Consider the following 12,477-nt stretch of genomic DNA (forward strand, 5'->3'; position numbering starts at 1 on the left):
ATATAGTTAATTAATTTTTGTGGTTAGCTGATTTTCCCAATCTAGTAGCTGTTCTACTAGTAATAATTCTCTATTTAACGCGGGGATGGTCATTAACTGATAACGACACTGTTTCCATCCATCAATAGTGGATAACAAAATATCCGAAGACCATTGTGATAACGCCATAATCAATGCTTGCTGATCCTGATTAACACAATACACTTGTGCATTGGTTTGGTATTTTAATGCATCAAGCAGTAATGATAATAGCCAGTATAAGCGACGCTCGGCATTATCTTGATTTAATTGTGGTAAAAATGAATATAAATCATGCTGTTGTATGCTTGTATATAAAGCTTGGCAAAAAATCTCTCTTTCTTTCCACTCATCTTTCAATAAGGAAAGCGCTAAAACTGGAGCGTTCTGCGATAAATTTAATGCCGTTACACTATTTGCATAAGGTATGTTTGGTAATTGTTGCTGTAACCAGTGCGTTGCATGTTGAAGATTAGGCGTTGCTAAATGGTAATAAAAACAACGACTACGCAATGTCGCTAATAAAACCTCTGGATGCTGACAATTCAGTAAAAAATAGGTGTCTTTAGGGGGTTCTTCCAACGTTTTGAGCAATGCATTTGCTGCCGCTTCTGTTAATGCTTCAACGTCTTTTATCCAAACAACTCTAAAACCACTTTGCTGAGCATGATGCTCCAGCTTTTCAGTGACTTTTCTTACTGCTTCAATACCAATCGAAGACTTACCCTTTTCACTCTGCAAAATATGCCAATCTGGATGTGTTTCAGCAAGCATCAAGCGACAACTATGGCATTCGTTACAACTTTTTAATCCCTGCCTATTCTGGCACATTAACCAACGACTTAACCCATAAGAGAGTGCTTCTCCTCCCATGCCTTCTATCGCATGTAAAAGCAGAGCATGATGACCACGCCCTTCTTGATATATGCTAATAAGTTGTCGATATGCCTGATTTAGCCAAGGATACCAATTCATAATGATTTATTTTCCTGCTGAACTAGCCACGCTGTTAGTATTTGACGGATATCTGCTTGTACTTTATCAATTGCTTGAGATGCATCTATCGTGATAATCGTGTCATCATCTTTAGCCAATGCTTGATAACGTTCACGAGTACGATAAAAGAAATCCATTGATTCTTTTTCAATCCGGTCTAATTCACCTCTAGCACGGGCTCTGGTAAGCCCAATAGCCGGATCTAAATCAAGATATAAGGTCAAATCAGGGCGAAAATTACCAAGCACTGTATTACGAAGTGACAACATAAGATCTTTATCTAAGCCACGTCCGCCACCTTGATAAGCTTGTGAAGAGAGATCGTGTCTATCACCAATCACCCATTTACCTTCTGCTAGCGCGGGTTTTATCACATTTTCTATCAGCTGAACACGTGCTGCATATAGCATCAATAATTCGGCTTTATCCGTAACTTTTTCACCCTCAATACCTTGTTTGATAAGCTCACGTAATTTTTCGGCAAGAGGTGTACCACCGGGTTCTCGGGTAAATGCCAGATTGGTGATACCTTTATCTTTAAGTGTATCGATAACCGTTTGGATTGCGCTGGTTTTTCCAGCACCTTCAAGTCCTTCAATTACAATAAATTTACTGTTGTTCATAATTATCTTTGTTGTAAGCGTCGATATTGTGCGACGGCTTTATTATGTTCATTGAGTGTTGTTGAAAACTTATGGCCACCCGTTCCATCTGCAACAAAATAGAGATAACGAGTATCTGCTGGATGTGCAGCCGCCCTAATTGAAGCAACGCCCGGCATTGCTATTGGTGTAGGTGGTAAGCCATCAATCTGATAGGTGTTATAAGGTGTATAGCCATTTAAATCACTACGATAAATCGTGCCTCTATATTTATCACCTAAACCATAAATGACCGTTGGATCAGTCTGTAATCGCATATTAGTTTTTAATCGATTGACAAAAACAGATGCCACCTTTGTTCTTTCAGCATCAATACCCGTCTCTTTTTCAATGATTGATGCCATGATAAGCATTTCATAAGCCGATTTATACGGTAGATCACTATCGCGTTTAACCCACTCTTCTTCTAATGTTTTTTCCATTTGTTGGTAGGCGCGCTTTAAAATTGCGACATCGGTCGTACCTGCGGTGTAATGGTATGTATCTGGGGCAAACCAACCTTCTAGGTTAACAAATTCAGGTTTTATCCCTATTTCTTCACGTAATTTATCGCTATCCATTGTGTGTGCGACAGTCGTAAGTTGCGGAGCTTGTTCAAAAATAGATTGCCAGTCTTGTAAACGGCTACCTTCAATAAAACGGATCGTAAATTGAGCTTCTTTACCACTTTTGATCAACAATAAAACATCACGCAATGTCATCCCTTTTGTTAAGCGATAGGTTCCTGCTTTAAATTGGCTAAGCTCTGGTTTTACTTTTAGTAAAATTTGAAAATAATCGCCTTGGTTAAGTAGATTATTTTTTATTAGCAATTGTTCCATGGCTACGCGCCCTGTTCCTGCTGGCACTGTGAGTAGCATTTCATCTTGCTTTACAACAACATTTTCTTCTAAACCACGAATATGTTGCATCATATACAACGCTATTGCACCGATACTAATTAATAAGGCAAAAAAAACTATCCAGACTATTTTTTTTATCTTCATTTATAACTCATTAAGTTCTATTTAAGTGACAAGCTGTGTTGTAAAACAACATGATAATAATCCCTACTAGGATATTGATAGCACTTATCATCTGAAAAAGTGATTTGTGAAACAGGGATCACTGGCATCAACGCATTTGTTAACCATATTTCATCAGCCTGATAAAGTGTTTCTGTTTTTTCTCTCACAATATCAATTTGCCAATGATTTTTCTGAGCTAATTGAAAAATAGATTGACGCATAATGCCATTTACCCCTGAATTAGTCAGGTTTGGTGTAAAAAGCCTATCTCCTTTGCGCCAAAAAAGATTCGCCGCATTCGCTTCCACTAAATATCCTTCATTATCACACACTAAAACATCATCAAATTCTGTTTTTTCTAAATGATATTTGATAAGGACTTGTTCAAGACGATTGAGATGTTTGATCCCAGCCAATAAAGGATTTTGCCCTAAAGTAACAGGACTTATACCAAGCGATACACCTGCACGTTGCTGGTGGAGATAATGGGTAGGATAAGATGACAGTGACATTATTACCGTCGGTGTTATAAATCCATTGGAAGAATATCCTCGTCCACCATAACCACGACTAATAATAATTTTAATCACACTTTTTGTTTGAACCTGTGAGGCGATATCTATGATCTGCTTTTTAAGTTCAAACCAATTAGGATGCGGTAAAAAGAGAGCGTTACAGCCTTGTTTTAAACGATTTATGTGTGCAGATAATAAAATGGGATCACCCTGCTCAACAGCAAGTGTTGTAAAACAGCCATCCCCAAATTGCACTGCTCGATCACTGGCATCTACATTTTGTTGCTGTTGTCCATTTACCCAATACATCTAACACACCTTACATCTATGTTATTGATATCAATCTGCACATGATAAAACAACTGGCAGTAAAAGGACAAAATAAAAGACCCAGAATAATCCTGGGTCTTTTATTATTTCAACTTTCTACAAAAAACAGCTTATACGCGTTTAAAGAGAATTGAACCGTTCGTACCACCAAAGCCAAATGAGTTACACAGAGCATAGTCCATGTTCTCAACTTTACGGGCTTTATGAGGAACAAAATCAAGATGACAATTTTCGTCTTGATTATCTAGGTTAATTGTTGGAGGTACGATTTGATCACGCAGTGAAAGGATTGTAAAGATAGACTCAATAGCACCCGCAGCACCTAATAAGTGACCTGTCATAGATTTTGTTGAGCTAACTAATACATCAGTACCTTTACCAAATACATTTTCTACCGCTTGTGCTTCAGCAACGTCGCCTGCATTCGTTGATGTACCGTGTGCATTGATATAACCCACTTCTGATGAGGCAATACCTGCATCTTTCAGTGCATTTGTCATTGCTAACGCACCGCCTTCGCCATTTTCTGCCGGTGAAGTCATGTGATAAGCATCGCTGCTCATACCAAAACCAACCACTTCAGCATAAATTTTAGCACCACGGTTTTTAGCGTGTTCGTATTCTTCAAGAACAAGAACACCCGCACCATCACCTAATACAAAACCATCACGCTCTTTATCCCATGGACGGCTAGCCGCTTGAGGATTGTCGTTACGTGTTGATAATGCACGAACAGCACCAAAGCCACCCAAACCTAATGGTGTAGTCGCTTTTTCGGCACCGCCTGCCAGCATTGCATCTGCATCACCATAAGCGATAATACGTGCAGCATGTCCAATATTATGAACACCTGAAGTACACGCTGTTGCGATAGAGATTGTAGGGCCACGAAGGCCATACATAATACTTAAATGCCCTGCAACCATATTAATAATGGTTGAAGGTACAAAGAATGGGCTAATTTTACGAGGGCCACCATTCATCATAGATGTATGATTTTCTTCGATAAGGCCTAAGCCACCAATACCAGAACCAATAGCAGCTCCGATACGACTTGCATTGGCTTCTGTTACTTCAAGACCTGAATCCGCAATGGCCTGCACACCTGCTGCAATACCATATTGAATAAAAAGATCCATCTTACGCGCATCTTTACGCGAAAGATTATAATCTTCATGATTGAAATCTTTTACCAATCCAGCGAATTTAGTCGCATGATGACTGGTGTCAAAATCTTCGATAAGGCCGATACCACTCTGTCCAGCACACACAGCTTTCCAAGAAGCTTCTGCGTTATTACCGACAGGAGATAACATGCCTAGTCCGGTCACAACTACACGACGCTTAGACACGCTTATCCTCCAAGGAGGGAAAAAGTTTAGGATTAAAAATATAGGCGGTCGAGTGACCGCCTAGATTAGCAAGCTTATTTACCTGCGTTTTCAACGTAATCAATAGCAGCTTGAACTGTAGTAATTTTTTCTGCTTCTTCGTCTGGGATTTCGATATCGAATTCTTCTTCCAGAGCCATTACCAGCTCAACTGTGTCAAGAGAATCAGCGCCTAAGTCATCAACAAATGAAGCTGAATTTACAACTTCTTCCTCTTTAACACCCAGTTGTTCAACAATGATTTTCTTAACGCGTTCGTCGATAGTGCTCATACTATTAAATTTCCTATCAAAACTCGCTTGCGCGATGATTTTCTTAGTTTATAAATACAGGAAAAGATCTAACCAATCCCGACTGTGTGGACTACTTTATTCGCTATATTTTGCATTATATTGTACGCAAAAAGCAAATATAAAGACGTCCCCATAATTAGATCATGTACATGCCACCATTGACATGCAATGTTTCACCCGTGATATAGCTCGCTTCATCAGAAGCTAAGAAGGCTACAGCACTGGCAATCTCTTTGGCATCACCTAAACGGTTAGCAGGAACTTGAGATAAAATACCTGCTCTTTGGTCGTCTGTTAATGCTCTAGTCATATCAGTTTCGATAAAGCCTGGAGCAACAACATTCACCGTAATGCCACGGGAAGCAACTTCGCGTGCTAATGATTTACTAAAACCAATCACACCCGCTTTTGCCGCCGCGTAGTTTGCCTGCCCTGCGTTACCCATGGTTCCAACAACAGAACCAATGGTAATTATACGACCATAACGTTTTTTCATCATAGCACGCATAACTGCTTTAGACAGACGGAAGACTGATGAAAGATTAGTGTCAATGATATCTTGCCATTCATCATCTTTCATGCGCATCAACAGGTTATCACGAGTAATACCTGCATTATTGACTAAAATATCAATTTCGCCAAATTCAGCACGCACATCTGCTAAAAATTTTTCGATAGAGTCGTTTTCTGTGACGTTTAACACAAAACCCTTACCCTTACCGTCTAAATATTCGCTAATAGCTTGTGCACCGTTTTCACTCGTTGCTGTACCAATTACTGTTGCACCGCGTGCAACTAAATCTTCTGCAATCGCACGGCCAATACCACGGCTTGCACCAGTAACTAGCGCTATTTTTCCGTCAAATCCCATGAGATCCCTCAGTCATTTCCTAATGCAGCATCTAATGATGCAATATCATTAACTGCTGCAGCGTTCATTTCTTTAGAAATACGTTTGGTTAAACCAGTTAATACTTTTCCTGGACCGATTTCTAATAGTTGTGTGATGCCTTTTTCAGCGATAAATTCAACCGTTTCAGTCCAACGAACTGGGTTATAAAGCTGACGAACTAACGCATCACGGATAGCATTCGCATCAGTTTGCGCTTTCACATCAACGTTATTAACGACCTGAATTTCAGGTTGTTTAAATTCAATTTCTTGTAATGCAACCGCAAGCTTATCAGCAGCTGGCTTCATTAAAGCACAATGCGAAGGCACGCTTACTGCTAATGGTAAAGCACGTTTAGCCCCCGCTTCTTTACATAACACACCAGCGCGTTCTACGGCTTCTTTGTTACCTGCGATAACAACTTGGCCTGGTGAATTAAAGTTTACAGGTGAAACGACTTGTCCTTGCGCTGCTTCTTCACAAGCTTTTGCAATAGCGTCATTATCTAAACCGATAATCGCATACATTGCACCAGTGCCTGCTGGCACGGCTTCTTGCATCAGTTGACCACGTAATTCTACTAATTTAATTGCAGCAGCGAAATCAATAACTCCCGCACACACTAAAGCAGAATACTCACCAAGACTGTGACCTGCCATCATTTGTGGCATTTTGCCTTGTTTTTCTTGCCATACACGCCAGATTGCAACAGAAGCGGCTAATAACGCTGGCTGTGTTTTCCATGTTTTGTTTAACTCTTCTTCTGGACCATTCTGAACTAAGTCCCAAAGAGAGTAACCCAATACATCAGATGCTTGAGCGAATGTTTCAGTCACAATTGGATATTGCTCTGCAAGTTCTGCAAGCATTCCAACAGATTGTGATCCCTGTCCGGGAAAAACCATTGCAAAATCAGTCATATTTATTTTCCTGATAATATTAAAAACGGATAAGTGCAGAACCCCAAGTAAAACCGCCACCAAACGCTTCCAGTAAGATTAACTGGCCACGTTGAATGCGATTATCTCTTACAGCTTCATCTAATGCTGTTGGGACTGATGCTGCTGACGTATTGCCGTGGCGATCTAATGTCACCACTACTTTATCCATTGTCATATCCAGCTTTTTCGCTGTCGCTGAAATAATTCTTAAATTTGCCTGATGAGGCACAAGCCAGTCCAGTTCAGATTTATCAATTTTGTTAGCTTCTAGTGTCTCATCCACAATGTGGGCAAGTTCACGAACTGCGACTTTAAAGACTTCATTTCCTGCCATGGTAACGTAAGCAGGTAAATCTTCATTTTCTTTACGCTGATAAGGTAATGCTAATAAATCACCAAAACGCCCATCTGAATGTAAATGGGTAGAAATAATACCTTCGTCTTCTGACGCCCCCACGACTGCTGCACCTGCTGCATCACCAAATAAAATAATGGTGCCACGATCGTTAGGATCTAACGCATGGGATAATCTATCAGCACCAATCACAAGAGCATGCTTAACAGAACCAGCTTTAATAAATTGATCAGCAATGCTTAATGCATAAACAAAGCCAGAACATGCAGCTGCAACGTCAAAAGCGATGCAATCATTGATACCTAACGCATTTTGAATCTGACATGCTGCGCTTGGAAATGCATGTGAGCCTGATGTTGTAGCAACAACAATCAATCCAATGTCTTGCTTATCAATACCAGACATTTCTAGTGCTTTTTCAGCCGCACCCGCGCCCATCACAGCAACAGATTCTTCTTCTGTTGCAATCCGACGTTCATTAATACCTGTTCGGGTAACAATCCATTCGTCAGATGTTTCAACCATTTTTTCTAAATCGGCATTAGTTCGCACTTGTACAGGCAAGTAACTACCAGTACCTAAGATTTTTGTATACATTCTATCAATCGCTCTTGGGTAATACTGTTGTCAGTCGAGAAGCGATCCGTTCTGGGATTTTTCGCTCAACGGCATGAACAGCCTGTTCTATTGCTACTGTAAACGCGCTTTCATTTGCGCCACCATGGCTCTTAATGACGATACCGCGTAATCCTAACAGAGAAGCACCGTTATACTGGTCGGGGTTCATGTGTCCAAAACGCTTAATTAGCCGTTTTTGTAACCACTTCTTCAATATTTTCATCCACCACGACGTTTTTTTATTTTCGGTAGTAGAAGATTTAATCAATGAAAGGAAAACTCGAATCACTCCTTCCATCGTTTTAAGAGAGACATTACCTGCGAAGCCGTCACACACCAATACATCTGTTTTGCCTGTCAGTAATTCATTACCTTCAACATAACCAATATAATTGATATTAGATGTCGATTTTAATACCGTAGCAGCTTCGCGGATATTATCTAATCCCTTACTCTCTTCTTCACCAATATTTAAAAGTGCCACTTTTGGTGAATCAATCCCTGCTATCTCTTCGGCCATCACAGCGCCCATTACCGCAAACTGCACTAGCATTTTGCTATCACAATTAACGTTAGCGCCTAAATCTAGAACAACCGTCTTACCTTTTTTCTGATTAGGTAATACTGAAACCAGTGCAGGACGTTCAATTCCATCGATAGCATTAAGTCGAAGTTTTGCTAACCCCATCAATACGCCAGTATTCCCTGCACTTACACAAGCCTGTGCTTCACCTGTTTTCACCAGATCAAGAGCCACTCGCATTGATGTACCTTTACTTGCTCTAATGGCTTGTGAAGGTTTGGCATCATTGGCGACAATATGTTCTGCGGGTATAACTTGTAAACGGGTGATTAGCTCAGCATTTTGATTTGCAAGCAGAGGGGAGATAGAGTCTGGTTGACCTACCAGCAATATTTTTAAATGAGGATTAGATGCCAGCGCCCGCAAACAAGCAGGCACTGTGATGCGAGGACCGAAGTCCCCGCCCATCGCATCTAACGCTATGGTTAGATTTGTCAAGGTATCAACGAGCTATAAAGCTAATTACTTGTTGATAACCTTGCGGCCACGGTAGTAACCGTCAGCAGTTACATGGTGACGCAGGTGAGTTTCACCAGAAGTTTTGTCAACAGAAACCTGAGTTACTGTCAGTGCGTCATGAGAGCGACGCATACCACGTTTAGAACGAGTTGGTTTGTTTTGTTGTACGGCCATTGACCTTACTCCTTAGTACTTTTCTTTAAACTGGCTAATACGGCAAATGGATTTGGTTTCTCTGATAATTCTTCAGGGAGTTCACCAAACACCATATCCGCGTCGGACACTTCACAGTGTTCAAAATCATGTACCGGAACCACCGGCAAGTTGAGGATTATTTCATCTTCAATCATCGCCAGTAGATCTATTTCACCAAATTCGTTTACATCGACTGGTTCATATTCTTCCGGTAATGCCTCGGCCCGTTCATCACTGACAACAGGGCTAAAACAATATGTTGCGTGAACATGATACGGAAAATGGCCACCACAACGTTGACATTCTAAAGTCACATCCACATCGGAATGTCCTTTAATCACGGCAAGACGTTGATGGTCAATATCAAATGATAAAACCACATCAATATCACTGTCCACACTGACCACCGATTCAGCTAAGCGGCTTACTTGCTCTGGAGAATAATGACCGTCATAGTCTAAATTCTTTTGAGCTGCTCGCAGCGCATCAATGGTCAGGGGTAATTTTACCTTTTGCATAAGGCGCGCATATTATCTTTGTAATGGAATATAGTCAAAGAAAAAGGCGGGTTATCTACACCTTTCCACCAAAATTCGCTTTATCAGCGGCGCATAGTTTAGAATGTCAGGCATCATTTTGCTACGGATTTTAAAAAAAATATGTTGCCACTCGTTCTTGCGTCTACTTCACCCTTTCGAGCTCAGTTGCTGAAAAAGCTTGGAATGCCCTTTATACAGGCATCTCCCGATATTGACGAAACCCCGAAGCCCACTGAATGTGCTCAAGATCTTGTCAACCGCTTATCCTATGAAAAAGCCAGCGCTTTACAAGCAAAATTTCCACAACACCTTATAATTGGTTCTGATCAAGTTTGTGTGTTGAATGAAAAGATCACGGGAAAACCCCATAATTTTGATAATGCCTTTGCACAACTAAAACAAGCTTCAGGACAGTGTATCTCGTTCTACACCGGATTAACTGTATATAATAGCCTAACTTTAGAACATCAAACGCATTGTGAATTATTCCAAGTTTACTTTCGTCATTTAACTGATGAAGAAATTATCTGCTATTTAAATAAAGAAATGCCTTTTAATTGTGCTGGCAGTTTTAAATCTGAAGGGCTAGGCATTACTCTATTTGATAAGTTTGTCGGTGACGATCCAAATTCTTTAATTGGTTTACCACTTATCCGATTGAATAAAATGTTACTCTCGCAAAGAATAAACCCATTATTTTTCTCTGATGATCAAAAATAAACCTGATCATCTTCATTTTTAATCTTATGTAGCGATAAAGCGTATTATGAATAAATTAACATCAGTCTTAACAGCTTTAGTGGTGGCAATAGCATTAGTGGGTTGTTCTGATGAAAAAGACACTGAAATTTCGACAACAAAAACAACTAACACAACAAATACTATCCAAGACAGTGTGATTTCAGACAAAAAAGATGACAGCACATCCTTATTTAAAAAGAATTTTGTCAGTAGTTGCATATTGGGTTCTGGTATTACCGATGATGCGTTAATTCCTCAAATTGCTGAAGTATGTGAATGTACTTACGACGGCATTATTAAAGATTACGGAATTACTGAATTTATCCGTGTAGATATGGAAATGCGCAAAAACGGTTCAACATCAATGCCTAAAGAGTGGAACATTGATAAAATTGTTGAGCAATGTATGACAAAAGTGGAAGGTTAACCCTATTTTCTATTCACTTTTTTAGTGGTTTAAGAAAAGCAATACGCCCAGCTAACTGGGCGCATTGGGTATTCAGATTTTCTGTCGAAATAAAAATTTTCGATTTAAGATTTTTGACTGCGTAATACTTGTAAACAATAGCGTAACTGATTATCCATTGGCGCTTCAATTCGCATTTGGTCACCTGTTGAAGGATGAGTAAATGTCAAAGAGCTTGCATGTAAAAATAAGCGATTAAGTTTTGTTCCTACCAATTGTGAATCAAAATCACGATCACCATAACGATCATCAAATGCAATAGGATGACCTGCATGTAATGTATGTACACGAATTTGGTGAGTTCTGCCTGTTACAGGACTTGCTTTCACAAGTGTGGCAAATTCAAAACGCTCTTCAACCTTAAAACGTGTCTCTGAAGGTTTTCCTTCATTGCTCACTTTAACCACTCGCTCACCGCTTTGAAGAATATTCTTCAATAACGGAGCCTGAACAACTTTAGTGTGGGATTGCCATTGACCACGCACTAAGGCTAAATAATCTTTTTGCATCTGTTTTAAGCGTAATTGCTCATGCAAAGCACGCAATGCTGAACGTTTTTTTGCAATTAACAACACACCCGATGTATCTCTATCAAGACGATGTACAAGCTCTAAAAAACGGGCTTCTGGACGCAATGCTCGTAAGCCTTCAATCACACCAAAGCTTAACCCACTTCCCCCATGAACAGCCGTGCCAGAAGGCTTATTGATAAGCATTAAGTGGTCATCTTCATATAAAATACAATTTGCCAACGCTGAGACTTTATCAAGTTTTGGTGATACAGCGACTTCTTCTTTTTCCGATACTCGCACAGGAGGAATACGGATGCTATCACCCGCATTGAGTTTATATTCAGGTTTAATTCGCCCTTTGTTAACTCTAACTTCCCCTTTACGAATAATTCGGTAAATCATACTTTTTGGTACACCTTTTAAGCGTGCCAGTAAAAAATTGTCGATACGCTGGCCTGCTTCATCGCCATCAATGGTGACGAACTGAACTTGATTAAATGATTTCATAGTGGCGATTCTTTGGCTCTCTTAAAATAAAAATAACAAACTACTTTGTGGTGTACAAAATAACATCAAATCTGTCGTCTATTTTAACCTGAATAATGGGAAAAAGACGAAACATTAGCTAATCTCTCATATTTATACAGAAAAAGTCACCAAAGCAGAAAAGTCATCTTGCTATAACCCTAACACCAATGGAATAATGCAGACTCTCCTGATTATGTTTATCAGGTATATTTATGAAAATTTTGTTTGTTTGATTTTCAAAATGCAGCAATGGCGTAAGACATAGTCGAAAATCAAACAATTTAGTATGCCACAAATACATCGCTTATTGAGTTGAAACATCGTTTTCAATTAAACAGTGCTGAATTTTTGAACTGAAAATCAGACTCACCGACATATTGCATCTCTATACAATCGACAACCGTGAGGTTGACGCATCTGTAAAAGACACGAGGTC

Annotated in this window: 15 protein-coding genes; 2 read left to right on the top strand and 13 right to left on the bottom strand. The window is 39.8% G+C overall.

Annotated elements, in window-relative coordinates; genetic code table 11:
• Positions 1 to 6: 6 nt before the first annotated feature.
• The 12 genes from holB to yceD all read right to left on the bottom strand — a co-directional run bounded on the left by holB (position 7) and on the right by yceD (position 9,773).
• A complete protein-coding gene (gene holB, locus GWI59_RS02365) occupies positions 7 to 993 on the bottom strand; it encodes a DNA polymerase III subunit delta' (protein WP_006537240.1) in 987 nt (328 codons plus the stop codon).
• Positions 990 to 1,637, bottom strand: coding sequence for a dTMP kinase (gene tmk / locus GWI59_RS02370; RefSeq protein WP_072062712.1), 648 nt, complete (start codon positions 1,635 to 1,637; stop codon positions 990 to 992). Before tmk ends, holB begins: the two co-directional genes overlap by 4 nt.
• Positions 1,638 to 1,639: 2 nt before the next feature.
• Entirely contained in the window at positions 1,640 to 2,662 is a 1,023-nt protein-coding gene (gene mltG, locus GWI59_RS02375; RefSeq protein ID WP_161669566.1) for an endolytic transglycosylase MltG, read from the bottom strand.
• A gap of 17 nt (positions 2,663 to 2,679) precedes the next feature.
• Complete coding sequence (gene pabC, locus GWI59_RS02380; RefSeq protein ID WP_072062714.1) at positions 2,680 to 3,507, bottom strand: aminodeoxychorismate lyase; 828 nt, start codon at positions 3,505 to 3,507, stop codon at positions 2,680 to 2,682.
• A 131-nt stretch (positions 3,508 to 3,638) separates the two neighbouring features.
• Positions 3,639 to 4,880, bottom strand: coding sequence for a beta-ketoacyl-ACP synthase II (fabF, locus tag GWI59_RS02385; protein WP_072062715.1), 1,242 nt, complete (start codon positions 4,878 to 4,880; stop codon positions 3,639 to 3,641).
• A gap of 74 nt (positions 4,881 to 4,954) precedes the next feature.
• On the bottom strand, positions 4,955 to 5,191 hold the full coding sequence (gene acpP / locus GWI59_RS02390) for an acyl carrier protein (RefSeq protein WP_004247087.1): 237 nt from the start codon (positions 5,189 to 5,191) through the stop codon (positions 4,955 to 4,957).
• Positions 5,192 to 5,348: 157 nt separating this feature from the next.
• Positions 5,349 to 6,083, bottom strand: coding sequence for a 3-oxoacyl-ACP reductase FabG (gene fabG, locus GWI59_RS02395; RefSeq protein WP_006537248.1), 735 nt, complete (start codon positions 6,081 to 6,083; stop codon positions 5,349 to 5,351).
• Between the two features lie 8 nt (positions 6,084 to 6,091).
• A complete protein-coding gene (fabD, locus tag GWI59_RS02400) occupies positions 6,092 to 7,024 on the bottom strand; it encodes an ACP S-malonyltransferase (protein WP_006537249.1) in 933 nt (310 codons plus the stop codon).
• A 19-nt stretch (positions 7,025 to 7,043) separates the two neighbouring features.
• Positions 7,044 to 7,997 (bottom strand): beta-ketoacyl-ACP synthase III, encoded by a 954-nt coding sequence (locus tag GWI59_RS02405; RefSeq protein ID WP_006537250.1) that lies wholly within the window; start codon positions 7,995 to 7,997, stop codon positions 7,044 to 7,046.
• A gap of 4 nt (positions 7,998 to 8,001) precedes the next feature.
• Positions 8,002 to 9,039 carry a phosphate acyltransferase PlsX gene (gene plsX / locus GWI59_RS02410; protein ID WP_161723893.1) on the bottom strand — a complete coding sequence of 346 codons (1,038 nt, stop codon included), beginning with the start codon at positions 9,037 to 9,039 and terminating at the stop codon, positions 8,002 to 8,004.
• A gap of 24 nt (positions 9,040 to 9,063) precedes the next feature.
• Entirely contained in the window at positions 9,064 to 9,234 is a 171-nt protein-coding gene (rpmF, locus tag GWI59_RS02415; protein WP_006537252.1) for a 50S ribosomal protein L32, read from the bottom strand.
• 5 nt (positions 9,235 to 9,239) lie between these two features.
• A complete protein-coding gene (gene yceD / locus GWI59_RS02420; protein WP_006537253.1) occupies positions 9,240 to 9,773 on the bottom strand; it encodes a 23S rRNA accumulation protein YceD in 534 nt (177 codons plus the stop codon).
• Positions 9,774 to 9,914: 141 nt separating this feature from the next.
• Here yceD and GWI59_RS02425 point away from each other — a divergent pair, with 141 nt between their 5' ends.
• Positions 9,915 to 10,514: a Maf family protein gene (locus GWI59_RS02425; protein WP_006537254.1), complete on the top strand. Its 600-nt coding sequence runs from the start codon at positions 9,915 to 9,917 to the stop codon at positions 10,512 to 10,514.
• A 46-nt stretch (positions 10,515 to 10,560) separates the two neighbouring features.
• On the top strand, positions 10,561 to 10,962 hold the full coding sequence (locus GWI59_RS02430; protein WP_006537255.1) for a hypothetical protein: 402 nt from the start codon (positions 10,561 to 10,563) through the stop codon (positions 10,960 to 10,962).
• Positions 10,963 to 11,066: 104 nt separating this feature from the next.
• Here the strand turns inward: GWI59_RS02430 and rluC are convergent, their stop codons facing one another.
• Positions 11,067 to 12,020 carry a 23S rRNA pseudouridine(955/2504/2580) synthase RluC gene (gene rluC / locus GWI59_RS02435; RefSeq protein ID WP_006537256.1) on the bottom strand — a complete coding sequence of 318 codons (954 nt, stop codon included), beginning with the start codon at positions 12,018 to 12,020 and terminating at the stop codon, positions 11,067 to 11,069.
• Positions 12,021 to 12,477: the final 457 nt, after the last annotated feature.

It is taken from the genome of Proteus sp. G2673 (genome assembly GCF_009915125.1).
GTDB lineage: Bacteria > Pseudomonadota > Gammaproteobacteria > Enterobacterales > Enterobacteriaceae > Proteus > Proteus penneri.

Coding starts and splice junctions, on each gene's coding strand:
- holB (WP_006537240.1), bottom strand. CDS start 993: ATGAATTGGTATCCTTGGCTAAATCAGGCATATCGACAACTTATTAGC.
- tmk (WP_072062712.1), bottom strand. CDS start 1,637: ATGAACAACAGTAAATTTATTGTAATTGAAGGACTTGAAGGTGCTGGA.
- mltG (WP_161669566.1), bottom strand. CDS start 2,662: ATGAAGATAAAAAAAATAGTCTGGATAGTTTTTTTTGCCTTATTAATT.
- pabC (WP_072062714.1), bottom strand. CDS start 3,507: ATGTATTGGGTAAATGGACAACAGCAACAAAATGTAGATGCCAGTGAT.
- acpP (WP_004247087.1), bottom strand. CDS start 5,191: ATGAGCACTATCGACGAACGCGTTAAGAAAATCATTGTTGAACAACTG.
- fabG (WP_006537248.1), bottom strand. CDS start 6,083: ATGGGATTTGACGGAAAAATAGCGCTAGTTACTGGTGCAAGCCGTGGT.
- fabD (WP_006537249.1), bottom strand. CDS start 7,024: ATGACTGATTTTGCAATGGTTTTTCCCGGACAGGGATCACAATCTGTT.
- GWI59_RS02405 (WP_006537250.1), bottom strand. CDS start 7,997: ATGTATACAAAAATCTTAGGTACTGGTAGTTACTTGCCTGTACAAGTG.
- rpmF (WP_006537252.1), bottom strand. CDS start 9,234: ATGGCCGTACAACAAAACAAACCAACTCGTTCTAAACGTGGTATGCGT.
- yceD (WP_006537253.1), bottom strand. CDS start 9,773: ATGCAAAAGGTAAAATTACCCCTGACCATTGATGCGCTGCGAGCAGCT.
- GWI59_RS02425 (WP_006537254.1), top strand. CDS start 9,915: ATGTTGCCACTCGTTCTTGCGTCTACTTCACCCTTTCGAGCTCAGTTG.
- GWI59_RS02430 (WP_006537255.1), top strand. CDS start 10,561: ATGAATAAATTAACATCAGTCTTAACAGCTTTAGTGGTGGCAATAGCA.
- rluC (WP_006537256.1), bottom strand. CDS start 12,020: ATGAAATCATTTAATCAAGTTCAGTTCGTCACCATTGATGGCGATGAA.